This window comes from Amycolatopsis methanolica 239 (assembly GCF_000739085.1).
In the GTDB taxonomy this organism is placed as follows: Bacteria; Actinomycetota; Actinomycetes; order Mycobacteriales; family Pseudonocardiaceae; genus Amycolatopsis_E; species Amycolatopsis_E methanolica.
In genome coordinates this window covers 2,478,232-2,502,455 of record NZ_CP009110.1, presented here as the reverse complement: position 1 = coordinate 2,502,455, position 24,224 = coordinate 2,478,232, and the positions used below count along the sequence as shown (strand labels likewise).

Annotated in this window: 28 protein-coding genes; 16 read left to right on the top strand and 12 right to left on the bottom strand. The window is 72.1% G+C overall.

Going from position 1 to position 24,224, the window contains the following annotated elements; translation table 11 throughout:
* The 3 genes from AMETH_RS12000 to AMETH_RS11990 are packed head-to-tail and all read right to left on the bottom strand — an operon-like array spanning position 1 to position 2,799.
* A complete protein-coding gene (locus AMETH_RS12000; RefSeq protein ID WP_026153034.1) occupies positions 1 to 753 on the bottom strand; it encodes a dienelactone hydrolase family protein in 753 nt (250 codons plus the stop codon).
* A gap of 4 nt (positions 754 to 757) precedes the next feature.
* The gene (locus tag AMETH_RS11995) at positions 758 to 1,711 is read right to left on the bottom strand and encodes a 3-carboxyethylcatechol 2,3-dioxygenase (protein WP_017981717.1); all 954 of its coding nucleotides are present in this window, start codon (positions 1,709 to 1,711) and stop codon (positions 758 to 760) included.
* Between the two features lie 2 nt (positions 1,712 to 1,713).
* Positions 1,714 to 2,799: an LLM class flavin-dependent oxidoreductase gene (locus AMETH_RS11990; RefSeq protein WP_017981716.1), complete on the bottom strand. Its 1,086-nt coding sequence runs from the start codon at positions 2,797 to 2,799 to the stop codon at positions 1,714 to 1,716.
* A gap of 285 nt (positions 2,800 to 3,084) precedes the next feature.
* On the opposite strand from AMETH_RS11990, the gene AMETH_RS11985 reads away from it, so the two are divergent.
* Positions 3,085 to 4,134: an NAD-dependent epimerase/dehydratase family protein gene (locus tag AMETH_RS11985; protein WP_026153033.1), complete on the top strand. Its 1,050-nt coding sequence runs from the start codon at positions 3,085 to 3,087 to the stop codon at positions 4,132 to 4,134.
* Positions 4,135 to 4,137: 3 nt separating this feature from the next.
* Here the strand turns inward: AMETH_RS11985 and AMETH_RS11980 are convergent, their stop codons facing one another.
* From AMETH_RS11980 to AMETH_RS11970, 3 genes are read right to left on the bottom strand one after another with little or no spacing between them, the layout of a single operon-like run.
* A complete protein-coding gene (locus AMETH_RS11980; RefSeq protein ID WP_017981713.1) occupies positions 4,138 to 5,184 on the bottom strand; it encodes a sensor histidine kinase in 1,047 nt (348 codons plus the stop codon).
* Positions 5,181 to 5,852, bottom strand: a complete 672-nt coding sequence (locus AMETH_RS11975; protein WP_017981712.1) for a response regulator transcription factor — start codon at positions 5,850 to 5,852, stop codon at positions 5,181 to 5,183. Before AMETH_RS11975 ends, AMETH_RS11980 begins: the two co-directional genes overlap by 4 nt.
* A 34-nt stretch (positions 5,853 to 5,886) precedes the next feature.
* Positions 5,887 to 7,239: a hypothetical protein gene (locus AMETH_RS11970; protein ID WP_017981711.1), complete on the bottom strand. Its 1,353-nt coding sequence runs from the start codon at positions 7,237 to 7,239 to the stop codon at positions 5,887 to 5,889.
* Positions 7,240 to 7,406: 167 nt separating this feature from the next.
* Here AMETH_RS11970 and AMETH_RS11965 point away from each other — a divergent pair, with 167 nt between their 5' ends.
* The 3 genes from AMETH_RS11965 to AMETH_RS11955 are packed head-to-tail and all read left to right on the top strand — an operon-like array spanning position 7,407 to position 9,312.
* Positions 7,407 to 8,048, top strand: a complete 642-nt coding sequence (locus AMETH_RS11965) for a glycosyltransferase family 2 protein (RefSeq protein ID WP_209436905.1) — start codon at positions 7,407 to 7,409, stop codon at positions 8,046 to 8,048.
* A complete protein-coding gene (locus AMETH_RS11960) occupies positions 8,045 to 8,707 on the top strand; it encodes a TIGR04282 family arsenosugar biosynthesis glycosyltransferase (RefSeq protein ID WP_017981709.1) in 663 nt (220 codons plus the stop codon). Before AMETH_RS11965 ends, AMETH_RS11960 begins: the two co-directional genes overlap by 4 nt.
* Positions 8,704 to 9,312 carry a methyltransferase domain-containing protein gene (locus tag AMETH_RS11955; protein ID WP_026153031.1) on the top strand — a complete coding sequence of 203 codons (609 nt, stop codon included), beginning with the start codon at positions 8,704 to 8,706 and terminating at the stop codon, positions 9,310 to 9,312. The genes AMETH_RS11960 and AMETH_RS11955 overlap by 4 nt, the downstream gene beginning before the upstream one ends.
* Here the strand turns inward: AMETH_RS11955 and AMETH_RS11950 are convergent.
* Together AMETH_RS11950 and AMETH_RS40020 are read right to left on the bottom strand one after the other, a co-directional pair.
* Complete coding sequence (locus AMETH_RS11950) at positions 9,296 to 9,712, bottom strand: hypothetical protein (protein WP_017981707.1); 417 nt, start codon at positions 9,710 to 9,712, stop codon at positions 9,296 to 9,298. The two genes, AMETH_RS11955 and AMETH_RS11950, sit on opposite strands and share 17 nt — an antisense overlap.
* Complete coding sequence (locus AMETH_RS40020; protein WP_017981706.1) at positions 9,709 to 10,083, bottom strand: molybdopterin-dependent oxidoreductase; 375 nt, start codon at positions 10,081 to 10,083, stop codon at positions 9,709 to 9,711. Before AMETH_RS40020 ends, AMETH_RS11950 begins: the two co-directional genes overlap by 4 nt.
* A gap of 10 nt (positions 10,084 to 10,093) precedes the next feature.
* On the opposite strand from AMETH_RS40020, the gene AMETH_RS41425 reads away from it, so the two are divergent.
* Positions 10,094 to 10,219, top strand: coding sequence for a hypothetical protein (locus AMETH_RS41425; protein WP_267283428.1), 126 nt, complete (start codon positions 10,094 to 10,096; stop codon positions 10,217 to 10,219).
* 107 nt (positions 10,220 to 10,326) lie between these two features.
* Here the strand turns inward: AMETH_RS41425 and AMETH_RS40015 are convergent, their stop codons facing one another.
* Positions 10,327 to 10,665, bottom strand: a complete 339-nt coding sequence (locus AMETH_RS40015) for a hypothetical protein (protein ID WP_026153029.1) — start codon at positions 10,663 to 10,665, stop codon at positions 10,327 to 10,329.
* Positions 10,666 to 11,079: 414 nt separating this feature from the next.
* On the opposite strand from AMETH_RS40015, the gene AMETH_RS11940 reads away from it, so the two are divergent.
* The gene (locus AMETH_RS11940; RefSeq protein WP_017981704.1) at positions 11,080 to 11,472 is read left to right on the top strand and encodes a hypothetical protein; all 393 of its coding nucleotides are present in this window, start codon (positions 11,080 to 11,082) and stop codon (positions 11,470 to 11,472) included.
* Positions 11,473 to 11,593: 121 nt separating this feature from the next.
* Entirely contained in the window at positions 11,594 to 13,069 is a 1,476-nt protein-coding gene (locus AMETH_RS11935; protein ID WP_017981703.1) for a glutamate-cysteine ligase family protein, read from the top strand.
* Between the two features lie 339 nt (positions 13,070 to 13,408).
* Here the strand turns inward: AMETH_RS11935 and AMETH_RS11925 are convergent, their stop codons facing one another.
* Genes AMETH_RS11925 through AMETH_RS11915 form a run of 3 tightly spaced genes read right to left on the bottom strand, consistent with a single transcriptional unit; the run spans position 13,409 to position 16,233 of the window.
* Positions 13,409 to 15,016 (bottom strand): putative PEP-binding protein, encoded by a 1,608-nt coding sequence (locus tag AMETH_RS11925; protein ID WP_026153028.1) that lies wholly within the window; start codon positions 15,014 to 15,016, stop codon positions 13,409 to 13,411.
* A 12-nt stretch (positions 15,017 to 15,028) separates the two neighbouring features.
* The gene (locus tag AMETH_RS11920) at positions 15,029 to 15,970 is read right to left on the bottom strand and encodes a sugar-binding transcriptional regulator (RefSeq protein ID WP_017981700.1); all 942 of its coding nucleotides are present in this window, start codon (positions 15,968 to 15,970) and stop codon (positions 15,029 to 15,031) included.
* Entirely contained in the window at positions 15,970 to 16,233 is a 264-nt protein-coding gene (locus AMETH_RS11915) for an HPr family phosphocarrier protein (RefSeq protein WP_017981699.1), read from the bottom strand. The genes AMETH_RS11920 and AMETH_RS11915 overlap by 1 nt, the downstream gene beginning before the upstream one ends.
* A gap of 127 nt (positions 16,234 to 16,360) precedes the next feature.
* Here AMETH_RS11915 and srlA point away from each other — a divergent pair, with 127 nt between their 5' ends.
* From srlA to AMETH_RS11870, 9 genes are all read left to right on the top strand, one after another.
* A complete protein-coding gene (gene srlA / locus AMETH_RS11910) occupies positions 16,361 to 16,996 on the top strand; it encodes a PTS glucitol/sorbitol transporter subunit IIC (RefSeq protein ID WP_223843126.1) in 636 nt (211 codons plus the stop codon).
* Positions 16,993 to 18,018, top strand: a complete 1,026-nt coding sequence (srlE, locus tag AMETH_RS11905; RefSeq protein WP_017981697.1) for a PTS glucitol/sorbitol transporter subunit IIB — start codon at positions 16,993 to 16,995, stop codon at positions 18,016 to 18,018. Before srlA ends, srlE begins: the two co-directional genes overlap by 4 nt.
* 10 nt (positions 18,019 to 18,028) lie before the next feature.
* Entirely contained in the window at positions 18,029 to 18,406 is a 378-nt protein-coding gene (locus AMETH_RS11900) for a PTS glucitol/sorbitol transporter subunit IIA (protein WP_017981696.1), read from the top strand.
* The gene (locus tag AMETH_RS11895) at positions 18,403 to 18,792 is read left to right on the top strand and encodes a transcriptional regulator GutM (RefSeq protein ID WP_017981695.1); all 390 of its coding nucleotides are present in this window, start codon (positions 18,403 to 18,405) and stop codon (positions 18,790 to 18,792) included. The genes AMETH_RS11900 and AMETH_RS11895 overlap by 4 nt, the downstream gene beginning before the upstream one ends.
* Positions 18,793 to 18,969: 177 nt before the next feature.
* Positions 18,970 to 20,271, top strand: coding sequence for an NAD(P)H-dependent oxidoreductase (locus AMETH_RS11890; RefSeq protein WP_017981694.1), 1,302 nt, complete (start codon positions 18,970 to 18,972; stop codon positions 20,269 to 20,271).
* An 11-nt stretch (positions 20,272 to 20,282) separates the two neighbouring features.
* Positions 20,283 to 21,245 carry a thiamine pyrophosphate-dependent dehydrogenase E1 component subunit alpha gene (locus tag AMETH_RS11885; RefSeq protein ID WP_017981693.1) on the top strand — a complete coding sequence of 321 codons (963 nt, stop codon included), beginning with the start codon at positions 20,283 to 20,285 and terminating at the stop codon, positions 21,243 to 21,245.
* Positions 21,242 to 22,246, top strand: coding sequence for an alpha-ketoacid dehydrogenase subunit beta (locus tag AMETH_RS11880; RefSeq protein WP_017981692.1), 1,005 nt, complete (start codon positions 21,242 to 21,244; stop codon positions 22,244 to 22,246). Before AMETH_RS11885 ends, AMETH_RS11880 begins: the two co-directional genes overlap by 4 nt.
* Positions 22,246 to 23,499, top strand: a complete 1,254-nt coding sequence (locus tag AMETH_RS11875; protein ID WP_017981691.1) for a dihydrolipoamide acetyltransferase family protein — start codon at positions 22,246 to 22,248, stop codon at positions 23,497 to 23,499. The genes AMETH_RS11880 and AMETH_RS11875 overlap by 1 nt, the downstream gene beginning before the upstream one ends.
* Positions 23,496 to 24,224 carry an IspD/TarI family cytidylyltransferase gene (locus AMETH_RS11870; protein WP_017981690.1) on the top strand — a complete coding sequence of 243 codons (729 nt, stop codon included), beginning with the start codon at positions 23,496 to 23,498 and terminating at the stop codon, positions 24,222 to 24,224. Before AMETH_RS11875 ends, AMETH_RS11870 begins: the two co-directional genes overlap by 4 nt.

Here is a 24,224-nt window from a genome sequence, read left to right as displayed (position 1 = left end):
CTACCTCTTCCCCAGGGTTCGGTGGAACAACTCGAGCGTGCGGTCCCACGAAACGGACGCCGCGTACTGCTGATAGGCCGGCAGCTGCGGGAACATGAAGCCATGATCGGCGCCGTCGAAGATCTCGACAGTCGCTTTCACCGAGGGCCCGCCCAGCTCGTCCCGCAGCGGCTTGTTCAGCTCGAGCGGGGAGAGCTTGTCGGCCGCGCCGAGTCCGACGAACAGCTCGGCGGAGATCTTCCCGACGCTCCGATGGGGCGAATCCGGGTCATCCGTGACGCAGTTCGACGGATGCAGAGCCGAGCCTGCCGCGAACCCCGCGGGGTCGGCGGCGAGCAACCGCAGGGTGAAGCGCGCGCCCATGCAGAACCCCATGGCGGCCTTGGCGTTCATGTCGGCGGCGGCGTCCTTCGCGGTGACCTCCAGCATCGCGGCCGTGTCGGCCAGCACCATGTCATCACCGAGCGAGGTGACCGCCGCCATCAGCCGATCGAATTCCGGTGATCCCGGCCCTTGACCGATACCGGCCAGGTCGAAGGAAATCTGATGACCGAGCCGGTGGTAGAGATCCGGCAGGACAGCGTAATAGCCGGCACGCGCCAATTTGCGGCTGACGTCGTGGATGTCCGCACGCAGCCCCGGTCCGTCGTGGTAAACGATGACCACGGGAAACGGGCCACCGCCGTCGGGATGGCGAACCGTGACGGTCATCGGTCCGTCGTCGGTCGGTACGACTTCTTCTTTCTCAACCATTTTGTCACCTGGTCGCTTCTCGTGGTCGCGCCGTGGTCACCGCGAAACCGATGATCCACTCGGGGACCGGTTGGTAGAACGAAGACTCGGTCCGGTAGGGCCCTGCGGTTTGCAGCGCGGCATGGGCCGCGATCCACGAACGCACTTCGTGGATCGAGCTGCCGCCCTGTTTGCCGAGCCACTCGACGCTGATCGGGTCGAACCAGGCCAGGTCGCCCTTCTCGAACTGCCGAAGGATCTGCTCGTCGAGATCAGGGTTCAGTGGCAGCAGCGAAGACTCACCGCGCGCGAAGGCTTGGCCGGCCTGGAACACCGCCTCCTCGCGCGCCGTCTGCTCCTCGGGCGTTCGGCGCTTGTCCACAATGTAGGCGACAGCTTCCGGTGGAGACTGCCGCAGCCGCGGGACCGGCACATCGTGTGACAAGCCGCCCGAGCCGACGAGCAGAACCTTCTGATCCAAGTCCCGGACGAACTCGCCCACCGCCGCGCCGAGGCGCCTGATCCGGCGCAGAGGTCCGAGCGGCTCGGCGACCGAGTTGATGAAGACAGGGATCACGGGTTTGGCCGCGCTCGAGCCGAACAGGTTTTCCAGCGGCTGGGCGATGCCGTGATCGACGACCATCTTCTCCGACATGGCCACGTCGAGATCCGCCGCCAGCAGATGGGCGACGAGATCATCGGCGAGTGCCTGTGGCACGTCGAGCTCACCGGGACTGGTGTTGTAGTCGCCGATGGCTGTAGCCGACAACCCGACGCAGAACGGTGGCATGAGCTCATACCGGAAGCCCTGGTAGTGGTCAGGGCCGAAGATGACGACGAGGTCCGGGTCGAAAGCTTCCACGAACCGCCTGGCGTCGCGGAGAGCGCCGTCGACCCGCTGCACGACCGACTCGCCCGGGTCGCCCGACCCCAGCAACGGCGTGTGCGACATGCAGCACAAGGCCAGCTCGGACGTCACGACTACACCTTCAGGGAGCGCAGAGCCGGCACCACGTGCTCGCCGAACAGCTGGTAGGAGCGCATCGTCTGCTCCTTGGTGAGGGTGCCGAACGACCCCCAGTTGAGGAAGTTCCCGCAGCCGATCTGCTCCATCTGGCTCACGATCTGGTCGCGGACGGTCTCCGGCCTCCCCACGCAGATCGCCCCGATGTCGATGAGAGCGTCGAACGACACGTCCTCTCCGGCGAACGGGCGGAAGAAGGACTGATAGTGCTCGTAGCCGGCGGGCACGTTCTCGAGATCGTGGAACACAGCGGCCTCCTTGAACGCCGCGAACAGCGCGTCGAAGGCAGGCTCGGCAAGATCGCGCGCCTCCTGTTCGGAGTCCGCGATGAACACGTTGCGGCACACACCCATGTCGGTGGGTTCAGCTTCACGACCGGCTTCCGCGGCCGCCTTCTTGTACTGCTCGAAAATCGTCCGCATGTTCTCGGTCGGCGAGAAGACCGAAGTGAACCGGAAACCCTGCCGGGCCGCCCAGCTCACCGTCTGCGGGCTCAGCGCCGTAACCCAGATCGGCAGCTCTGACCGCAAGGGCCGAGGCCAGAGACTCACGTTGTCGTATTTGTAGAACTCGCCCTTGAAGGTGAAGGTGGGTTCCGTCCAGGCAGACTGGATGAGCGCGACGGACTCCTCGAACCGGGCGCGCGTCTCCTCCATTTTGACGCCTTCGCGAATGAACTCGGGCTCGTCCACGCCACGTCCCAAGCCGACCTCGAGCCGGCCACCGGTGAGGTAGTCGAGCATCGCGCCCTCTTCAGCGAGCCGGCGCGGGTTGTGGAACGCGGTGATGTTCGCCATCACCCCGATGTTCATCCGGCTGGTCCGCTGGGCCAGGGTCGCCACGAGCAGGTTGGGCGAGGGGCTGATGCTGTACGGCGTGAAGTGGTGCTCGGAAAAGAAGACCCCGTCGAATCCCAGGTCCTCGGCAGCGACCCACGATTCCAGCTTCCAGTCGTAGAGATCCTTGCACAGCTGCGGGTCGAACTTCGCAGGGTCGGGATCGTACGGGTAGCTGAAAATCTCAAAGAGCCAAGACTTGACCACGTGATTCTCCGTCCACTTTGACATTCGGCCTGCATCCGCGTTCCGGCTCACGACCGGATCCGGTGCCGATCACGTTAGGGCGGAGCGCCACGGTCCGACGAGCCGTTCTTCGCTCAAGTCTGTCCACTTTTCGCACCGGTCGCGGACAGAATCGGTGTCCGGCCCAGGCCGCGGCAAACGGGGATCACACGATCGACCGGGGGCCGGCAATCCCGGCATTACCGAAGTCTGACGAGTGCGCCGCGGCTGATGGGTGGTGTGTAGGGCGCCCATAGGGTGGCCGCCATGCGGGTTCTACTCACCGGGGGCGCTGGGTTCATCGGCTCGTGCGTTGCTGATCTGCTGGCCGCCGACGGGCATGACGTTCTGGTACTCGATGATCTCCTTCCCCAGGCGCACGACAGCGACGCGGTGCCGGCGTACCTCGCGGGGCATCGGTTCGTTCGGGGCACTCTCACGGACGCCGGGCTGGTGCGTGATCTGCTCGACGGGGTGGACGCGGTGTGTCATCAAGCTGCCGTCGTGGGGCATGGGCTCGATCCGGCGGACGCTCCGCTCTACGCGTGGCACAACGACTACGGCACCGCGGTGCTGCTGGCCCAGATGTACTCAGCCGGGGTCGGGCGGCTGGTGCTGGCCTCCTCGATGGTCGTCTACGGGGAGGGGCGTTACCAGTGCCCGGCTCACGGCCTGGTCGAACCCACCGCTCGCACACCGGCAGCGCTGGACGCCGGCCGATTCGAGCCGCCTTGTCCGCGCTGCGGCGCCGACCTCGAACCGCTTCTCGTGCCGGAAGACGCGCCGCTGCGGCCGCGCAGCACCTACGCGGCCACGAAGCTCGCGCAGGAACACCTGGCCGCCGCCTGGACGCGACAGACCGGTGGCAGCGTGTGGGCGTTGCGCTACCACAACGTGTACGGGCCCCGGATGCCGCGCGACACCCCGTACGCGGGCGTCGCGGCGCTGTTCCGCTCTGCCCTGGAACGCGGTGAGGCTCCCACCGTCCTCGAGGACGGGCGGCAGCGCCGGGACTTCGTGCACGTCGAGGACGTCGCCGAAGCGAACCTCCGGGCGCTGACCACTCCGGGCGCGCCGGGCGAGTTGACTCCGGTCAACGTCTGCTCCGGGACCCCGCACACCGTCGGCGACCTGGCCACCGAACTGGCCCTGGCCTTCGGCGGCCCGGCCCCGGTGGTGGCCGGGGGTGCGCGGCCCGCCGATGTCCGGCACGTCGTGGCCGATCCGGCCCGCGCCCGGGAACTGCTGGGGTTCACCGCGAAAATCCCGTTCACCGAGGGGATCGCGGCGTTCGCCGCCGCGCCGCTACGCGCCTGAGCATCAGTGCGCGGCGAGCGGGAGGCGGACCTCGAACCGGCAGCCCGCGCCGTGGTTGCGCACCCCGATCCGGCCGTGGTGCGCCTCCACGAGTCCCTTCGTGATCGCCAGCCCCAGCCCCGCGCCTGCCGCGCCGGAGGGGTCCGGGGTGCGCGCTGCCGTGCCGCGGAAGGCGACGTCGAACACCTGGGCCAGCTCGTCGTCCGGGATGCCACCGCACCCGTCGTCCACGGCGAGCAGCGCGTCGCCGCCCTCGACGGCCACCCGCACGGACACCGTGCCGTCCGGTGGCGTGTGCCGGATCGCGTTGGAGACCAGGTTCTGCACGATCCGCGCCAGTTCCGGGTCGCTGCCGAACACGACCGGCCACGAATCGGACTCGGCACGCACGCAGACCTGCTTCCGCCGCGCGATCGGCGCCTGCGTGGCGACCGCGTCGCTCACGACGTCCCGCAGCGGCACCGCGGACATCGACAGCCGCAGCGCGCCCGCCGTGATGCGGGACAGCTCGAACAGGTCGGTCACCATGCCGGAGAGCCGTTCGCTCTCGCCGCTGATGCGCTGCGCGTAGCCGGCGATCTCGCGCTGGTCGGAGACGATGCCGTCGGCGAGTGCCTCGGCCATCGCCCGGATCCCGGCCAGCGGGCTGCGCAGGTCGTGGCTGATCCACGCGACCAGGTCGCGCCGCGCGGCCTCGGCCATCCGTTCACGTTCGTGCGCCTCGCGTTCCCACACCGTGCGCCGCGCGATGGTGCGGCCCAGCACGATCGCGGCCGGCACGGTGACCAGCCCGACGAGCAGGCACACCAGCACCATCGTGGTCATCGCCGGGGTGAACATGAAACCGCTGACGCCGAGCACGCCGGTCAGCGTCGACAGCACGGGGATCAGTACGAGCACCGTCAGCGTGGTCGCGAGCGAGCGGCGCCGCAGGACGTACAGGACCAGCCCGCCGGCGACCGCGACGGGCAGGGCGAACAGCAGCGCCACCGGCAGGATGTGCCAGGCGTGCAGGAGCATGTCCCGCCACGGTTCGCTCGGTTCGATCATGGCCGCACCGGTTCGTAGCGGTAGCCGACACCCCACACCGTCGCGATCCGCGTGGGCCTGGCCGGGTCGTCCTCGATCTTCTCGCGCAACCGGCGCACGTGGACGGTCACCGTGGACTGGTCGCCGAAGTTCCAGCCCCACACCTTCTCCAGCAGTTCCTCGCGGGAGAACGCGGTGCCGGGCTGGGCGAGGAAGAACGCGAGCAGGTCGAACTCGCGGGTGGTCAGGGACAGCGGCCGCCCGTCGAGGGTCGCCTGGTGCGCGCTCAGCCGCAGCCGCAGCCCGCCGTCGGTGAGCACGTCGGGCGCCGGTGCGCGCGCGGGCAGCCGCGCCCGCCGCAGCACCGACATCACCCGCAGCGCGAGTTCGCGCGGGCTGAACGGTTTGGTCACGTAGTCGTCGGCGCCCAGGCGCAGGCCGGCGATGCGGTCCTCCTCCTCGCCGAGCGCGGTGAGTAGGACGACCGGCACCGCGGTGCGTTCCCGCATGCGCCGGCACACCTCCAGGCCGCTCATCCCGGGCATCATCACGTCGAGCACGACGAGGTCGGGTTCGCGCCCGGCGAAGCGGCGCAGCGCCTCGTCGCCGTTCCCGGCGAGTTCGACGGTGAAGCCGCCCGCTTCGAGGTAGCGCCGCACGACGTCGCGCACCGTCTCGTCGTCGTCCACGACGAGAATGTGGCCTGTTCCAGTCACGTCCGCCCTACCAGTACGTCAGCACGAGGTGGTTCACCGCGAGCGCCGTGACGGCCTGGCCGGCCAGCCAGACCCGGCGCCGGCCCGGCAGCAGCGACACCGCGGGCACCAGCCACACCAGGAATGGTAGCCAGATCCGCTCCGTCTCGGCCTTGGACAACCCGGACAGGTCGGCCAGCGCGACGGCCAGCGCGGCCCCGGCGACCAGCAGCAGCACCGGATCACGCCACCGCCGGACGAGCACCGAGCGCCGCACCCCGGCAATGACGGCGGGCCCAGTCGCGATCACCAGGCACGCCAGGTTCGCCCACACCCAGTAGGTGCACGGCCGCTCGGCGGCGATGCCCTGGTAGTACCGCTCGACGACGAGGTGGTAGCCGTCGAGCCACCAGAACCCGGCGAGCGCGAACACCCCGGTGACGGCGAGGGCGCCGGCCACCGCCAGCGGCAGTGTGCGGGTGAGGCTCCGCCCGGCTATCGCCACCGCGAGCGCGACCGTCCCGAGCAGGACGAGCCCGTAGGACAGGAAGATCCCGAACCCCAGCACCGCGCCGCCGGACAGCGCCGCCGGGACCGCCGAGCGCCGGCCGGTCCGGAAGGCCAGCGCCGCGTGCGCGAGCAGGGCGATGCCCGCGGCGGTGACCCCGGCGAACAGCCCGTCCGCGGAGGCGCCGATCCACACCGCGCCCGGGAAGAGCACCAGGAACGGCAGGGTCGCGCGCGCCGCGGCTGCCCGGCCCAGCGCGGACAGCGTCACCGCGACCGCGGGCACCGCCAGGCACCCGGCGAGCACGCACACCACGGCGGCCCATCCCCCGCCGGACAGGCCGAGGCGGTCGAGCCACACGAACACCAGGGTCGCGCCCGGCGGGTGCCCGGACACGTGGGTGGTCCACGAATCCGGCCGGAAGTCGAGGATCCGGGCGGTGAACCCGCGCAGCATGGCCGGGATGTCGTGGATGCCGGGCACCTCGCGCAGGTACTCGTTGGGGTTGCTCAGGCGCCGGGCGAGGCCTCGTTGCCAGCCGTCGACGAGCGCGAGCGCGAACGTCCAGGCCAGCGCCGCGAGGTAGGACCCCGCCAGCAGCGGCCACCACGCCATCGTCCGCGCGAGCGACGGCCCCCAGCCAACCACCGCGAACGCCACCATGACGGCGACCGCCGTGCCCGGGCCGGCGTGCGGCAGCCAGACCCCGAACAGCGGCGCGGCCGGTGCGAGGAGGGTGACCCCGGAACCGGGCCGGTTGAGGTAGGCGCCGACCGCGACGGCCACCGCGACCAGCGCGCCCGCGCACACCACGGTCACCAGGTCCGCCCGGCGGCCGCTGCGCTCCGGCGCCCGCACCGCGTCCACCCGCACTCGTGTCCCCTTCCGCGCCGGCTTCGCCGCACCGTAACCCGCCGGCCGTGCCGACGGCGGCGCTCGCGCCGATCCGTCAGGAGTCGGTAAGGATTGTCAAGGCGTCATGAGTCGGTAAGGGCCGCAACGGTTCTCAACTCTCCACCGTGGACATACCGTCCGTGGTCGTGGATGTGATCCTGCCCTGTCTCGACGAGTCCGGTTCCCTGCCCGTCGTGTTGTCGGCGCTGCCGCCCGGCTGCCGGGCGATCGTGGTCGACAACGGGTCGACCGACGGTTCGGCCGAGGTCGCCGCTGCCGCGGGCGCCAAGGTGGTCAGCGAACCGCGCCGCGGTTACGGCGCGGCCGTGCACACCGGTCTGGCGCACGCGACCAGCGACCTCGTCGCCGTCCTGGACGCCGACGGCTCGCTCGACCCCGCCGCGCTGACCGTGCTCGCCGGGGTGGTCGAGCGCGGCGAGGCGGACCTGGCGGCCGGGCGGCGGCGGCCGGTTCCCGGCGCCTGGCCGTGGCACGCCCGCGCGGCCAACGCCGTGTTGTCGGCGCTGCTGCGGCTGCAGGGCGTGCCGGTGCACGACATCGCGCCGGTCCGCGTGGCCCGCCGGGAGGCCCTGCTCGGGCTCGGTGTGGCCGACCGCGCGTCCGGATATCCGCTGGAACTGCTGATCCGGGCGGGACGCGCCGGGTGGGTGGTGCGCGAGTGCGACGTGGTCTACCGGCCGCGGTCCGCGGGCCGGTCGAAGGTGTCGGGTTCGGTGCGCGGGACCGTGGGCGCGGTCCGCGACATGGCGCGGGTGCTGCTCGGATGACCGCCCGGTTCTGCCTGCTGGTGGTAGCCAAGGCGCCGGTGCCCGGGTTCGCGAAGACCCGGCTGTGCCCGCCCGCGTCGCCGGACCAGGCCGCCGAGATCGCCGCCGCCGCGTTGCTGGACACGCTCGATGCTGTCGCCGTGACGCCCGGGGCGGTGCCCGTGGTCGCGGTGACCGGGGATTTCGCCGCGGCAGCGCGGTCGGCGGAGATCCGGCGGGCGCTGACGCGGACGACGGTCCTGGGTCAGCGCGGCGTGCCCTTCGGGGAACGACTGGCGAACGTGCACGCCGACACCGCCGCCCGGCACCCGGGCCTGCCCGTGCTGCAGATCGGCATGGACACCCCGCAGGTCCGTCCGGAGCTGCTCGCGGCGGCGGCCGCGGACCTCGCCGCGCACCAGGCGGTGCTGGGCCGCGCGGCCGACGGCGGCTGGTGGGCCCTGGGCCTGCGGGACCCGGCGACGGCCCGCGTGCTCGAACACGTGCCCATGTCACGATCGGACACCGGCGACCGCACGCACGCGGCCCTGTCCCGGCGTGGCGTGGTGCCGCGCGACCTCGCCGAGTTGTCCGATGTGGACACGATGGCGGACGCGCGCGCGGTGGCTTCGGTGTGCCGCGGGCGGTTTCCAGCCGCGGTGGCGGCGGTGACGCGGTGAGCGGGCATTTCGACGGCGCTCTCCTGGGCGGGAACTGCCGCCTGGAACTGGCCGACGGCAGCCGGATCGAGCTGCCCGCCCGGCGCTGGATGCGCGATCCCGGTACCGCCGATGAACTGCTGCTCGGCCGCTGCTGGGGTCCGACTCTGGACATCGGGTGCGGTCCGGGTCGTCTGACGGCGGCGCTCGCGCGGCGGGGTGTCCCGTCACTGGGCATCGACGTGTCCGGCACCGCGGTCCGCCTGACCCGCCGCCGGGGCGGGGTGGCTTTGCGGCGGGACGTGTTCGGCCGCGTTCCCGGGGCCGGCCGGTGGCGGCACGCTCTCCTGGCGGACGGCAACATCGGCATCGGCGGCGACCCGGTGTCGTTGCTGCGGCGCGTGTTCGAGCTGCTCGGGCCTGGCGGCCGGGCGCTCGTCGAACTGGACCCGCCCGGCGCGGCGGCCCGGCGAGAACGCGTGCGGGTCGACGGGAGCCCGTGGTTCGCGTGGGCCTGGCTGGGCGCCGACGCGCTGGCCGGCGTCGCCGCGGCCGCCGCACTGGCGATGTCCTGGACGGCGGCGCACGGCGGGCGGCACTTCGCCGAACTCAGGCGCGGCGTCTGACGATCAGGCGCATCCCGTAGACGAGTCCGGAGACCGCGAACATCGCCAGGACCAGCCACAGCCAGCGGCCGAGGTAGGGCTGCTGGTCCAGCCCGGTGGCGGCGAGGTGGGTGGCCTCGCCCTGGCGGATGATGCCGGGCAGGAACAGCAGGAAGGTCAGCCCGGCGCCGAGCAGGGGAAGGCGGACGTGGTTGACGATCCGGACGGGCAGCCGCGCCAGTGCCCGTCCGGACAGTGCCCATCCGACGAGTGCACAGAGCGGGAACAGCACGAGGTCGTGCACGACGGCGGCGCCGGCGAACCAGGCCAGCATCGTCGGCAGATCCGGCTCGCCCAGCAGGAAGGATCCGGCGTAGGCGGCGAGTGCCAGGCCCGCGAGCAGGGCGATGAGCCGCTTCACCGGGCGCTCCCGAAGGCGATCGAGTGCACCCATTTCGTGCAGTGCACGCCGGGCAGGGCGGGGACGATGACGCGGGCCGGGAAGCCGTGGTCGGGGCTGAGGTCCTCGCCGTTGACCCGCAGCGCGAGCAGCGCGTCGGGATCGGTCACCTGACCGGAGTTGAGGGTCGCCCGGGCGAACGGTCCCCGTTCGAGCGAGGTCACCGATGCTGAGGCGGGGTGCGGGATCCCGGCGAGCGCGGCCAGGTCGCGCAGCCGCACCCCGGTCCAGGTCTGCACGGTCGACCACCCCTCGACGCAGGGGATGGGCACCCGCGCGGTGTGCTGGGGCAGGGCGAGCAGGTCGCCGCGCGTGAGGACGCGCTCGTGCACGCCGGTGACGGTGAGCCGCCAGCTCGCGCCGGTGCTGGCGGCGGTGATCCCCGGCCGCGGCGGCGGTTCTGTTGACCGGGAAACCCTCCCCCGGTTGCCTGCCGCGGGGCAGGAGCAGTGCCAGGTCCCGCGGTGAGGAGGCCGACGAGCAGGGCTCCGCCGCCGACGGTGCCGAGCAGCCCGCGCCGGCTCAGGGTCGGGGGCGCGGGGTCGGCGGCGACGAGCCCGGTGTCGTCGGGCGGCTCAGGCACGGTGTCTTCGCGCGAGGTGGCCAGTTCGCGGCGCAGGGAGCGGGACCGCAGCGCGCGCGCACCATGGTGGGGAGTTTGAGCGCGACGTGCGTGACGAACGAGGCGAGGAAGACCCACGCGCGCCGATGTAGTGCCCGGTGTAGAAGCTGAACCCGAAGACGTAGTCGTACTGGATGTTGAGGATCCCGGTGGCGAACTCGAACAGGGTGCTGCCCACCAGGAGGAGCAGCGAGATCCGTTCCAGCGCGTGGGTGAGCGAGCGGACCGGTGACCAGGCGAACAGCTTCGGGATGACCGACCACAGCTTGGCCAGCACGACCGGCGCGAGCACCAGCCCCCAGGCCGACGTGCAGGCCCTGCGTCAGCTGGAACAAGCCCGGTGACGATCACGAGCGGCAGGCAGGCCAGCAGCCACGCCGAGGACGGAGGTGAGCCAGGGGCCGCGCAGCGGACTGCGGAACCGGATGCGCCGCAACACGCGCGGCGGTGGCGTTGTCACGCAGGCGATGCTAGGTCCGCGCCCGCGCCGTCCGGCCGTTCCCAGGCGTTGCGTTGAGACTCTCGTAAGATCCGCGGCCGCCCGTAGCGGACCCGCACCGGAACCGCACACCGCGGGCTGCCGGACGGGGAAGCGGCGCGGTCCGTGTCAGCGGAACGTCGTCGCCACGCACGCGACGAATGCGAAGATCCTTCCGATTCAGGCCGCCTCCGGGTGGCCGCTGTTGCCAGCGAATACGAAGGTGCGATGAAACACTTACGCAAACTCGCCGGGCTCGCCACCGCAGGCGCCCTTGCCGTGTCCACGCTGCTGTTCGCCCCCGAAGCCGCCGCCATCGACCACGAGGTCTGGACCGCCGACGGCGACCCGGGCGGCGTCGCCTGGTTCACCGAGCACGGTGACTACGTCTACGCCTGCGACATGGAGGCGGACGGCTGGGCCGTCGGCCTCGACGTGTACTGGAACGGCGGCTCCTACACGCTCAGCGCGGGCGGCAGCGGCAACTGCGACCTCGCGGACGCCAGCGAGGCCGGGCACAACCTGCCGGAGAACGCCTACATCAACTTCCGCGTCTACCTTCACAAGGACGGCACGCCCTACGCCTACCAGCGCACCGCGCAGTGGTACAACGACAACTGACGCACGCGCCGGTTCTCCGGGGCCGCGAGCGGTAGCGCCGCTTGCGGTCCACCCCGTCACTCCTCGTGTCCGCTGGACCGTCGGCCGTTCGGTGGGACAATGCAGGGATCCGGAGGGGCGCATGGGCGAGGAAGTCGGGCAGCACACCTTCACGAGGGCCGACCGCACGAGGTACCGGGCCCGGTTGCGGCGGTGCCTGGGGGCGTTCGCGCGCATGCTGCGGGAGTCGCACTTCGAGTTCGAGCGGCCGATGACCGGGCTGGAGATCGAGCTCAACCTGGTCGACGAGCGCGGCGAGCCGACGATGTGCAACGCCAGGACGCTGGAGGCCATCGCCGACCCGGACTTCCAGACCGAGCTGGGCCAGTGGAACCTCGAGATCAACGTGTCGCCCCGACGGCTCAACGGCGACGGCGCCAAGACGTTCGAGGACGACGTGCGCGCCAGCCTCAACGCCGCGGAGGCGAACGCCAACCGCATCGGCGCGCACCTGATCATGGTCGGCATCCTGCCCACCCTGCGCCAGGACCACCTGACCGGCGCGTCGCTGTCGGTCAACCCGCGGTACGGGCTGCTCAACGACCAGATCCTCGCCGAGCGGGGCGAGGACCTGCACATCGCCATCGACGGCGTCGAACGCCTGCGGGCCACGTGCGACACGATCGTGCCCGAGGCGGCGTGCACGAGCACCCAGTTCCACCTGCAGGTGAGTCCCGCGCAGTTCCACGCCTACTGGAACGCCGCGCAGGCGATCGCCGGGGTGCAGGTCGCGGTCGGCGCGAACTCGCCGTTCCTGCTCGGCAAGCACCTGTGGGCCGAGACGCGCATCGCCCTGTTCGAGCAGGCCACCGACACCCGCCGCGAGGAGCTCAAGGCGCAGGGCGTGCGGCCGCGGGTGTGGTTCGGCGAGCGGTGGATCACCTCGATCTTCGACCTGTTCGAGGAGAACGCGCGGTACTTCTCCGCGTTGCTGCCGATCTGCTCCGAGGAGGACCCGTTCGAGGTGCTCGACCGGGGCGACACCCCGTCACTGCAGGAGCTGCGGCTGCACAACGGCACGATCTACCGCTGGAACCGGCCGATCTACGCGGTCACCCGCGACCGCGCCCACCTCCGGGTGGAGAACCGGGTCCTGCCCGCCGGGCCCACGGTCATCGACACCATGGCCAACGGCGCGTTCTACTTCGGACTCGTCCGCGCGCTCGCCGAGGACGATCGTCCAATTTGGACCCGGATGTCGTTCAGCGCGGCCGAGGAGAACTTCCACACCTGCGCCCGCAACGGCATCGACGCCGCGATCTACTGGCCGGGGCTGGGCACCGTCCCGGTCGCGGAACTGGTGCTGCGGCGGCTGCTGCCGATGGCCGACGAGGGGCTGCGCGAGTGGGACGTCGACGCCGGCGAACGCGACCGGCTGCTGGGCGTCATCGAGCACCGCTGCCTGACCGGCGCCACCGGCGCGAGCTGGCAGCAACAACGGTTCCACCGCCTGTTCGACACGACGGGCCTCGACAGGTTCGACACGCTGCGCACCCTGGTCGGCGAGTACCGGGAGCACATGCACACCAACGAACCGGTGCACAGCTGGCCGGATTAGGGTGCTTCGCGGTACCCCCCAGGAGGGAGTACCGCGCGCTCGTGATCAGCAAGGCCCCGTCCCAGTCGGGCACAGCGAGCAGGACCTCACCCCGCATGCCGAACGGGTGTTCGTCGACATCGAGCACCCGCGGGCGCCCATCACCGAGGGGAAAGACGAACACCGATGCCGCACCGACCGCACGCGCCGGCCCGGAACCCCTCCAGGATCCGGTCGTCGGCGCCGAACGGGGTGGCGAAGGGCACGATCGCCCTGGAGTGGAGCCAGTCCGCGCTGAACCACCGGCCATCCGGGGTGAGGAGCCGGCCCGCGTCCGGCGATCTGTCGTGGGCCACGGGCTCAGGTGCTCGCCCCGAACGTCCCCAGCGCGTGGCGGGCCTCCGCCTCGCAGTCGGTCAACGTTGCCGTTGCCAGGGTGGCTCCGACCGGGCGGATGGCCGCCGCGGTCATTGACAGGCTCGTCATCCCGAGACCGGTCAGCACGCGGGCCAAGCGCGGGTCCGCCGCCGCTTCCCCGCACACCCCGGCGGGCTTGCCGGCCTCCCGCGCCGCTTCGCCGATCAGGGCTATCAACCGGAGCAGCGCCGGCTGCCACGGGTCGTTCAACGCGGCCACCGCGCCGAGCTGGCGGTCGGCGGCGAACGTGTACTGCGCGAGGTCGTTGGTGCCCACGGACACGAAATCCACCACCTCCAGGATCTCCCGCGCCGCCAGCGCCGCCGCGGGCACCTCGATCATCACCCCCGCCCGGGCGATCCCGGCGGCCCGCGCCCGCTCCGCGAACCACGCCGCCTCCGCGGCGGTCGCCACCATCGGCGCCATCACCGACACCTCCGCACCCGACTCGGCGGCCGCGGCGGCGATCGCTTCGAGCTGGCGGTCCAGCACCGCCGGCCGGGCGAACGCGACCCGCACGCCCCGCACCCCCAGAGCGGGGTTCGGCTCCGGCTCCGGGGCCAGGAACGCCAGCGGTTTGTCCGCCCCCGCGTCCAGCGTCCGCACCACCACCGGCTTCCCGGCGAACGGTGCGAGCACGTCCGCATACGCCGCACGCTGCTCCGACACCGAAGGCTCGGACGGCGCGTCCAGGTAGCAGAACTCCGTGCGGAACAAGCCGATCCCCTCGGCGCCGGCCTCGGCGGCCGCCCGCGCGTCCGCCACTGAACCGACGTTGCCGAGGATCCGGACCCGGTGCCCGTCCGCGGTCGCGCCCACGCCGTTCCACTCCGCCGCCGCCTGCCGCTCCGCGACCACCACCGGCCCGCGCGGGTCGGCCGGTTCGACGACGCCGGTGTCGCCGTCCACGACGAGCGCCTCGGCACCGGAGGCCAGCAACCCCCGCACCGCGACGACGGCGGGGATTCCCAGCGCCCGCGCCAGGATCGCGGTGTGGCTGGTCGGCCCCTGCTCGGTCACCAGCGCCAGCACCTTCGCCGGATCGAGCCCCGCCGTGTCGGCAGGCGCGAGATCGCGGGCGACCAGCACACTCGGCGACGCCAGCTCCGGCACCCCGGGCGGCTCGACGCCGAGCAGTTCGGCGACGATGCGGTCCCGCACGTCCTGGATGTCCCGCACGCGCTCGGCGAGGTACCCGCCCGCGGCGGCCAGCGAGCGGGCGAACCCGTTCGCGGCCTCGTGCACCGCGCGCGGCGCGGGCACGCCTTCGACAGTGACCAGCCGCTCGGCCTCGGCGACCAGGCCGGGGTCGTTCGCTATGGCCGCGGTGGTGAACAGGATGTCCGCCGCTTCACCTTCCGCGGTGGCGGCGAGTTCCTCCAGCCGCCGCGCGACGGCCGCCGCGGCTGGCGCGATCCGGGCCGCGTCGGCGGCCGGGTCGGCGGGCGCCGGGGTGCGCGGGGGTTCGCCCAGCGGCTCGGCGACCCGCACCACGGGACCACTCGCGCGTCCCGGGCTCACCGCGACCCCGGACAACCTCGTTCCCAGCATGCGCAACACCTTTCAGTCGAGCAGGGCGCCGGCCAGCGACTGGTCGCAGATCAGGACGTCGAGGACCCCGGTGCGCAGCGCGCCCAGCGTGCCGCGCGCCTTCTCCGCCCCGGCCGCGACACCCGCCACCGTGGGGATGCCGGCCAGGTCGGCGAACGACGTGCTGATCACCCGGTCGTCGACCGGCCCCGGCACCGGGCGCCCGTCGGCGTCGAAGAACCGCGCGCAGAAGTCCCCCACCGGGTGGTGGCCCTCGAACTCCGCGCGCTCCTCCGGCGTCAGCTCCATCGCCGTGAGCAGGGCCGCCGAGGACCCGACCCCGACGCTGCCGATGCCGACGACCGCGACGTGCACCTTGCGCGCCCGGTCCAGAGCGTCCCGGATGGACGGTTCGGCGAGCAGGATGTCCCGTCCCGCCCGGGAAGTCAACAACGCGGGCGCGTGCAGCAGCTGGAACCGGCCGCCGAGTCGCGCGGCCAGGTCGCGGACCAGCTCCTCGCCGCTGATCGCCGATTCCACCGACGACAGGCCGCCGACGAGCGGCAGCACCTCGACGTCGAGCGCGCTTTCCTCGGGCACGTGCTGCACGACCGCCTGCAGGCTGCGCCCCCACGACACCCCGACCCGCTGTCCGGAGTGGACGTTCTCCAGCAGCCACCGCGCGCCGAGCTCACCGACGCGCGGCAACGGGCGCTCCCCCGCGGCGTTCTCCGCGACCCGGCAGTCGCGCAACCCGAACCGCGCCGCGAGCTCGCCTTCGAGGTCCAGGTCCCGCCCGGCCGGGTCGTTGATGCGGATCTGGACGATGCCGCGTTCCCGCGCCGCGGTCAGCATCCGGGACACGCTGGAGCGGCTCACGCCCAGCGTCTCGGCGATCTGGTGCTGCGACCGGCCTTCCTCGTAGTACAGGCGCGCCGCCTTGACGAGCAGCTGCTGTTCGCGGGGCGGTGGCATCAGGCGTCCGCGGTGGACACCAGCCGGGACAGCTCGGCGAGCGTCGCGTCGGCGTTGTCCCCTTCGGCGGTGATCACGACCTCCTCGCCGTGCCCGATCGCCAGGCTCAGCACCGAAAGCATGCTGCGGGCGTCGACGGGTTCGGCGCCCGGCCGCGCGATGGAGACCGGCCCGCCGTGCCGGGCCGCGGCCTTGACGAACTGGCTCGCGGGGCGGGCGTGCAGGCCGACCGGCGAGGCGATCCGGACTTTGATCTCAGGCATGTCGCTCCTTCGCGTTGGGGGTTGTGACCCGCTGGACCGGCATGTTACACACATCACTGTCAAACGTGAAGAAGCTTTGCACTTATGTGCAGACGCGTTTGTTCAGGGGGCCGACAAGGAGGAAAATATGGAGGAGCTTGCTGTAATGGCGCAGCAGGCGGACACCGGGTCCAGTTCCGGTCCCCTCGGTGTCCTCGAGTGGCTCGGCAGCCACTTCATCGGGCTGTTCAACGCCTCCGGCGAGCAGTTCGTGAGCCTGGTGACCGGCATTCTGCCCACCCTGATCGTCCTGCTGACCGCGATGTACGCGATCACCACGTTCATCGGTGAGCAGCGCGTCACCAGAGCCGTCCGGTGGTCGGCGCGGTGGTGGATCACCCGCTACACGATCATGCCGGTGCTGGCCGTGCTCATGCTGACCAACCCGATGGCCTACTCGTTCGGCCGGTTCCTGCCGGAGCGGCACAAGCCCGCGTTCTACGACTCCGCGGTGTCGTTCGTGCACCCGGTGACGACGTTCTTCCCCTACGCCAACGCCGGCGAGCTGTTCGTCTGGCTGGGCGTGGCCAACGGCGTGGCCCAGCTCGGGCAGTCGACGGTGCCGCTGGCTCTGCGGTACTTCCTGGTCGGCATCGTGGTGATCTTCATCCGCGGCGTGGTCACCGAGCGGATCACCGCGTTCATGATCAAGCGGACCGGGCGGACCGAAGTGTTCGCGGACTTCGACCGGCAGTTCGAGGCGGCCAAGGCGGGTGCGAAATGACCGAAACCCACACCACCCGCGCGGTATTCGTCCGCCCCGGCGAAGGCGGCTGGGGCAAGGGCCTGCTGCTGCGGGCCGACGGCAAGCGCGACAAGGTCCTGTCCGTGACCGGCGGCGGCATCCACCCGGTGGCCGCGCGGATCGCCGAGCTCACCGGCGCCGAGGCGGTGGACGGGTTCCACACGTCGGTGCCGGACGACGAGGTGGTCGCCGCGGTGATCAACTGCGGTGGCACCGCCCGGATCGGCGTGTACCCGCGCAAGGGACTGCCCACTGTGGACGTCTACCCCGGCGCGCCGGGCGGGCCGCTGGCGAAGTTCATCACCGAGGAGCTGTTCGTCTCCGCCGTCGGCGTCAAGGAGGTGACCGAGGCGGACAGCGAGACGGGCACCGTGCCACCGAAGGTGCCCCCGCGGGCCGAACGCCCGTCGGCCCGGGACGTCGCGGCGACGGTCACCGGCGGGCAGTCGACGGGGTTCGGGCGCGCGTTCGACTCGGTGTCCGGCGTGTTCGTGAAGTTCGGCTCGGGCGTCGGCTCGTTCGTGAACACGATGCTGGCCTCGGGCAGGCAGACCGTCGAGCTGACGCTCACCACGATCCTGCCGTTCATGGCCTACGTCAGCCTGCTGCTGGGCATCGTCAACTACACCGGGATCGCCCGCGGGATCGCGAACGTGCTGTCCCCGATCGCGAGCAACCCGCTCGGGCTGGTCGTGATCTCGCTCGTGGTGTCCCTGCCGTTCCTGTCCCCGATCCTCGGGCCGGGCGCGGCGATCGCGCAGGTGGTCGGCACGCTGATGGGCAGCCAGATCGCGATCGGTGCGCTGCCCGTGCAGTACGCGCTGCCGACGTTGTTCGCGATCAACGGGCAGGTGGGCTGCGACTTCATCCCGGTCGGCCTCGCGCTGGGCGAGGCGAAACCCGAGACCGTCGCGGTCGGCACCCCCGCGGTGCTGATCAGCCGGTTGATCACGGCGCCGCTGGCGGTCATCATCGCCTGGGGCGCGAGCTTCGGACTGTGAGGTGTCGACGATGACGGTGTACTACGAGAGCACGATCCTGCGGGCCGGCGAGGAGGCGCAGGACATGGTGGACGGCGGGGTGGTGATCCTCTACGCCGATCCGATCCCGGACGCGCTGGAAAGCGTCAGCGTCGTGCATTCCCCCGCCGCCAAGCCGGAACGCGAGGTGCGCGTCGGCGACATCTTCCGGCTCGGCGACGCGGAGATCGAACTGACCGCGGTCGGCGAGCGCGCCCACGAGAACCTGCAGACGCTGGGGCACATCGTGGTCTACCTCAACCCTGACGAGGGCACCACGCTGCTGCCCGGCGCGGTGCACGGCCGGGGAACGGTGTCGCTGCCTGCCGCCGGGGCGACGCTGACGCTCAGCGGCGGGAGCACGACGTGACCTGGCAGGCCGCCGCGATCCTGGTCGCCGGGTTCGTGGTGGCCGGCTACTTCAGTTACCGGCAGCACCTGCGGTACGCGGGCGTGGTCAACCAGGTAGCGGCGGAGGAGAACCGCGGCGGCGTGCTGCTGGTGACCGGGCGGGCCAAGGGCAAGCTGCGGGGCGCGGTGGTGCTGCTGGTGGTCGACCGGCGGCGGAACGCCGTCACCAGGGCACTGGCGATGGAGGGCGCGTCGGTGTTCGCCCGATTCCGGGAACGCCCGGAGCTGACCGGGCCACTCGGCACGCTCACCGAACGGGCGCCGTCGAAGGCCGTGGCCAAGGCCGCCGCCGACGCGCTGACGATGGTGTCCCGCCTGACCGCGGGACAACGCGCGGCCGCCTGAATTCCCGGCGCGGCACGGGGCCGGCTTCCTTGCGGGAGCCGGCCCCCTTTTTGTTCCACGTTGTGCACAAATGTGCAGACAACCTGAAGGGTTGTGCTGGTTATCGCGAGCGTGGTACCAAGAAATCACTGAAGTGCATATGACGTGCACATTTGTGCAGACGGGGAAGGTGTCGAGATGAGCTACGCCGATCGGCTGCGGGCCCGCGAACGCGAAGTGGGCCGCCCGGTCCGCATCGGACTGGTGGGCGCCGGCCAGATGGGGCTGGGTTTCGTCGTGCAGGCCGCCCGGATCGACGGCATGGAGGTCGCCGCGATCGCCGACATCGCCCCGGAGCGCGGGGTGCTGGCCTTCGAGCGGGCCGGGCGCGCGGACGTCCGGACCGAGGGTGACCTGGCGGCCGCGGTGGAACTGGGACAGGCGGTCGTGGTGGACGACGCGCTGGCGCTGACCCGCCTGCCGGTCGACGTGATCGTGGACGCCAGCGGCGTCCCCGAGGTCGGCGCCCGGGTCGCGTTCGCCGGATTGCTGGCGGGCAAGGACATCGCGCTGCTCAACGTGGAGTGCGACGTCACCGTCGGCCTGCTGCTGTCGAAGATGGCCGCCGGACTCGGCCGCGTCTACTCGGTGTGCCGCGGCGACGAACCCGTGGAGTGCAAGGCGCTCGTCAACTACGTCCGCGACATCGGTTTCACGGTCGTGTGCGCCGGGAAGGGCAAGAACAACCCGCTAGACCCGGCCGCCACGCCGGACTCGGTCGCGGCGGAGGCCGCCGCGAAGGGCATGAACCCGCACATGCTCGCCAGCTTCGTGGACGGCTCGAAGACCATGATCGAGATGGCCGCCCTCGCCAACGGCGCCGACCTGAAGGTGAGCCGCCGTGGCATGACCGGTCCGTACTCCACTGTGGACGATCTGAACCGGATCTTCCGTCCCGAGGCCGACGGCGGGCAGCTGCCGGAACCCGGCGTGGTCGACTACTGCACGGGGCCGGTCGCGCCGGGCGTGTTCGTCGTCGGCCACAGCGACGACCCGGTGGTCGTGGCGGAAATGGCCTACCTGGGCATGGGTCCCGGCCCGTACTACACCTTCTACCGGCCCTACCACCTGGCGAGCGTCGAAGCGCCGCTGTCCGTCGCTCAGGCCGTGCTCGACCGCACCCCCAGCCTCGCGCCCGTCGCGTGGAACGCCGAGGTGCTGGCGGTGGCGAAGCGGGACCTGGCGAAGGGCGAACTGGTCGACGGCATCGGCGGCGGGACCGTCTACGGCGTCACCGACTCCGCCCAGGCGGCCCGCGCGGGCGGCCACGTGCCGCTCGGCCTGGTCAGCGGCGCCCGCGTGCTGCGCGACGTGCCCGCCGGCACGGTGCTGACCGCCGCGGACGTCGCCGTCGACGAGACCACCACGATCGCGTCCCTGCGGCGCCTGCAGGACCGGCTCCTGCAGGGCGAGCCGGTGCGGGACCTGGTTCCGGCGTGAAGGGGACGACGATGGATCTGATCGGCGACGCCGGACCGGCCCGCGAGGCGCTGCTCACCATGTGGACGATCCGGCGATTCGAAGAAGCGGTGGACGACCTGTTCGCGCGCGGGCTCATGCACGGCACCATGCACCTGTCGATCGGGCAGGAAGCGGTGCCGGTGGGCGCCTGCCTGGCACTGTCCGAAGGGGACTACATCACCTCCACCCACCGCGGCCACGGACACTGCATCGCCAGGGGCGCGCGGCTGGACGAGATGATGGCCGAGCTGCTGGCGAAGGAGACCGGCTACTGCCGCGGCCGGGGCGGGTCGATGCACATCGCCGACGTGGCGACCGGCAACCTCGGCGCGAACGGCATCGTCGCCGGCGGGGTGCCGATCGCGGCGGGCGCGGGGCTGGCGGTGCGGATGCGCGGCGGGCAGGAGGTCGTGGTCAGCTTCTTCGGCGACGGCGCGGTCAACGAGGGCGCCTGGCACGAAGGGGTCAACCTGGCCGCGATCTGGGACCTGCCGGTGGTGTTCGTGTGCGAGAACAACCACTACGGCATGTCCATGTCGGTCAGCCGCGCGTTCCGGGTGAAGCAGCTGTCCGAACGCGCCACCGCCTACGGCATTCCGGGCGTGACGGTGGACGGCAACGACCCGCAGGCGGTGCACGACGCGGTGGCCGACGCGGTGGCGCGCGCCCGCGCGGGCGAGGGCCCCACGCTGGTCGAGGCGACCACCTACCGCTGGAAGGGTCACTCCAAGAGCGACAAGAACCTCTACCGCACCCGCGAAGAGATCGAGCAGTGGCGCGAACGCGACCCAATCGCCCGGTTCGAGCAACGGGTCGCGAACACGCTGGGAGAGCAGGAAATCCAGGCCTGCCGGAACGAAGCCCGCGAGCGGGTGCGGGCGGCGATCCGCGCCGCCAACGCCGCGCCGGACGCCTCGGCGGACTCGCTGACCGAGGCGGTGTACGCGAAATGACCGCGGCGGCGGAACAAACCCGAACCCTCACCTACGCCGAGGCCGTGCGCGAGGCGCTGGCCCAGGCGATGACGGCCGACGAGCGGGTGTTCCTGCTCGGTGAGGACGTCGGCACCTACGGCGGCGCCTTCGGCGTCACCGGCGACCTCGTGCACCGCTTCGGCGAGGAACGGATCCGGGACACCCCGATCAGCGAGCTGGGCATCGTGGGCGCGGCGGTGGGGGCCGCGCTCGCCGGGATGCGGCCGGTGGTGGAGATCCAGTTCTCCGACTTCACCGCGCAGGCCATGGACCAGATCGTCAACCAGGCCGCGAAGATCCACTTCATGCTGGGCGGCGCGGCGACCGTGCCGATGGTGCTGCGCGCGCCCACCGGCTCCGGCACCGGCGCCGCCGCGCAGCACTCGCAGAGCCTGGAGGCGTGGTTCGCGCACGTGCCCGGGCTGAAGGTGGTCATGCCGGCCACCCCGGCCGACGCGAAAACCCTGCTGCTGGCGGCGATCGACGATCCGAACCCGGTGATCGTGCTGGAGCACAAGCTGCTCTACAAGCAGAGCGGCCCCGTGCCCGAGGCGGCCACGCCAGCCCGGCTGGGCGAGGCGGCCGTGCGCCGGACCGGCGCGGACCTGACCATCGTGGCGACCGGGGTGATGGTGTCGCGTGCGCTGGAGGCGGCGGAACAGCTGGCCGCGGACGGCATCGACGTGTCGGTGATCGACCCGCGCACGCTCAAACCGCTCGACGCGCAGCCGATCGTGGACGACGTGATCCGCACCGGGCGCGCGTTGCTGGTGCAGGAAGCGCCGAAGACGGCCGGGTTCATGGCCGAGATCGCCGCGACCATCGGCGAATCCCCCGCGTTCGGCCACCTGCGCGCGCCGATCGCCCGGCTGTGCGGGCTCGACGTGCCGATCCCGTACGCGCCGCAACTGGAGCGGGCCGCGGTGCCGCAGGCCGGCGACATCGTGCGGGCGGCCACGGACCTGGTGCGGAGGTGGTGATGCAGGAAGCGCCGCTGGTCATGCCGAAGATGTCGATGACCATGACCGAGGGCACGCTGGTGACCTGGCACAAGTCCGAAGGGGACGAGGTCCGCGCGGGCGAGGTCGTGTGCGAGGTGGCCACCGACAAGGTCGACATGGAGGTCGAGGCGCCCGCCGACGGCACCCTCGCCCGGATCGTCGCGCAGCCGGACGACGTGGTGGCCGTCGGCGACCCGATCGCCTACCTCGCCACCGCGGCCGAGGACCTGCTGGCGGGCCTGTTCGACGCTCCCCCGCCGGAGGCTGTGCCGGCACCCGAGCCGGAGCCGCAACCGGGGCCCGCGGCACCAGCGCCGGTTGCGGCCGTGCCCGAGCCTGCGCCCACAGCACCGACGCGGATCGCGGCCGAACGCGAACCCGTGCCCGCGGCGCCGAGGCGAGTCGGGGCCGAACCCGCCCCCGCGGCGCCAGCGCCGGTTGCGGCCGAACCCGCGCCCGCGGCCCCGGTGCCGGTTGCGGCCGTGCCTGAGCCGGTGCCCGTGGCGCCAGTGCGGGTCGCCGCCGTGCCCGCCGCCCGGCGCGCCGCGGTCGAACGCGGCATCGACCTGGCCACCATCACCCCCACCGGTCCCGCCGCGACCATCCGGCTCGCCGACCTGCCGCCGCTGGAGGTGAAGCCGCGGCGCGGCCCGCGCGCGGTGATCGCCCGGCGGATGTCCGCCAGCGCGCAGGTCCCCCAGTTCGTCGTCTACCGCGACCTCGAAGTGCCGGCGGGCGGCGACTGGACCACGGTGTTCCTGCGCGCCCTCGCGGGAGCGTTGCGCCGGCACCCCGAGCTGAACGCCGAATGGGCCGACGGCGACGTGCGACGGCACGACCACGTCGGGGTCGCGCTCGCCGTGGACACCGGGCGCGGGCTGCTCGCCCCGGTGCTGCGCGACCCGGATCTGGACGACGGGCTGGCCGATCGCGTCCGCGATCTGGTCCGGCGCGCCCGCGCCGGGAAGCTCACGCTCGCCGAGATGTCCGGCGGCACCACCACGTTGTCCAACCTCGGCGGGTTCGGGGTGGACGCCTTCCACGCGCTGCTCAGCCCGCCGCAGGCGACGGCGCTGGCCGTCGGGCGGGTGCAGGAGAAAGTGGTCCCGGTGCCCGGCGGCATCGGCCTGTCCCTGCGGTGCACGGTCGGTCTCACGGTCGACCACCGGGTCGGCGACGGCGCCGACGCCGCCCGGTTGCTGGCCTCGGTGCAGGAGCTGCTGACGTTATGATCGACGGGATGGATCGACGTGCTCACGCCGCCGCGGTCGTGCTGGCCAGCGGGTCCGGGACCCGGGTCGGGGCCGACGTCAACAAGGTCTACCTGCCACTGGCCGGACGGCGGCTGGTGTCCTGGTCGCTCGGCGCGTTCGCGCGGGTGCCCGGGATCGGCGTGCTCGTCCTGGTCACCCGGCCGCAGGACCACGAGCTCGTCGAGTGGGTGCTGGAGCGCGAGGTCGACGGCGCCGAGGTCGAGGTGGTGCACGGCGGCCGGAGCAGGCAGGAGTCCGAGCTGCGCGCGTTGCGGCACCTCGCCGAACGCATCGACAGCGGCGCGGTCGACACGGTGCTCCTGCACGACGGCGCCCGCCCGCTGGCCAGCCCGGCGCTGATCGCGGGAGTGCTGCAGGCGGCGCGGCGGCACGGCGGCGCGGTGCCCGGCCTCGCGGCCGACGACATCATGGCCGTCGCGGACGGCGGGCTGGCGAACCTGCCGCGTGGCACCGCGATCCGGGCCCAGACCCCGCAGGCGTTCCACGCCCGCCCGCTGCTGGACGCCTACGAAGAGGCCGCGCGGCAGCGGTTCGAGGGCACCGACACCTCGTCGGTGATGGAGCGCTTCTCCGGCCTGCCCATCCACTGGGTGGCCGGGGAGCAGGAGAACATCAAGGTCACCTACGCACACGACCTGGTGATCGCCGAACAGGTCCTGGCCTCGGCGAACTACCGGAGATGA

Bases quoted from the DNA above. Each gene is read 5' to 3' on its own strand.
- AMETH_RS12000 (WP_026153034.1), bottom strand. From the start codon at position 753: ATGGTTGAGAAAGAAGAAGTCGTACCGACCGACGACGGACCGATGACC.
- AMETH_RS11985 (WP_026153033.1), top strand. From the start codon at position 3,085: ATGCGGGTTCTACTCACCGGGGGCGCTGGGTTCATCGGCTCGTGCGTT.
- AMETH_RS11980 (WP_017981713.1), bottom strand. From the start codon at position 5,184: ATGATCGAACCGAGCGAACCGTGGCGGGACATGCTCCTGCACGCCTGG.
- AMETH_RS11960 (WP_017981709.1), top strand. From the start codon at position 8,045: ATGACCGCCCGGTTCTGCCTGCTGGTGGTAGCCAAGGCGCCGGTGCCC.
- AMETH_RS11940 (WP_017981704.1), top strand. From the start codon at position 11,080: ATGAAACACTTACGCAAACTCGCCGGGCTCGCCACCGCAGGCGCCCTT.
- AMETH_RS11935 (WP_017981703.1), top strand. From the start codon at position 11,594: ATGGGCGAGGAAGTCGGGCAGCACACCTTCACGAGGGCCGACCGCACG.
- AMETH_RS11925 (WP_026153028.1), bottom strand. From the start codon at position 15,016: ATGCTGGGAACGAGGTTGTCCGGGGTCGCGGTGAGCCCGGGACGCGCG.
- AMETH_RS11920 (WP_017981700.1), bottom strand. From the start codon at position 15,970: ATGCCACCGCCCCGCGAACAGCAGCTGCTCGTCAAGGCGGCGCGCCTG.
- AMETH_RS11915 (WP_017981699.1), bottom strand. From the start codon at position 16,233: ATGCCTGAGATCAAAGTCCGGATCGCCTCGCCGGTCGGCCTGCACGCC.
- srlA (WP_223843126.1), top strand. From the start codon at position 16,361: ATGGAGGAGCTTGCTGTAATGGCGCAGCAGGCGGACACCGGGTCCAGT.
- srlE (WP_017981697.1), top strand. From the start codon at position 16,993: ATGACCGAAACCCACACCACCCGCGCGGTATTCGTCCGCCCCGGCGAA.
- AMETH_RS11900 (WP_017981696.1), top strand. From the start codon at position 18,029: ATGACGGTGTACTACGAGAGCACGATCCTGCGGGCCGGCGAGGAGGCG.
- AMETH_RS11890 (WP_017981694.1), top strand. From the start codon at position 18,970: ATGAGCTACGCCGATCGGCTGCGGGCCCGCGAACGCGAAGTGGGCCGC.
- AMETH_RS11885 (WP_017981693.1), top strand. From the start codon at position 20,283: ATGGATCTGATCGGCGACGCCGGACCGGCCCGCGAGGCGCTGCTCACC.
- AMETH_RS11880 (WP_017981692.1), top strand. From the start codon at position 21,242: ATGACCGCGGCGGCGGAACAAACCCGAACCCTCACCTACGCCGAGGCC.
- AMETH_RS11875 (WP_017981691.1), top strand. From the start codon at position 22,246: ATGCAGGAAGCGCCGCTGGTCATGCCGAAGATGTCGATGACCATGACC.
- AMETH_RS11870 (WP_017981690.1), top strand. From the start codon at position 23,496: ATGATCGACGGGATGGATCGACGTGCTCACGCCGCCGCGGTCGTGCTG.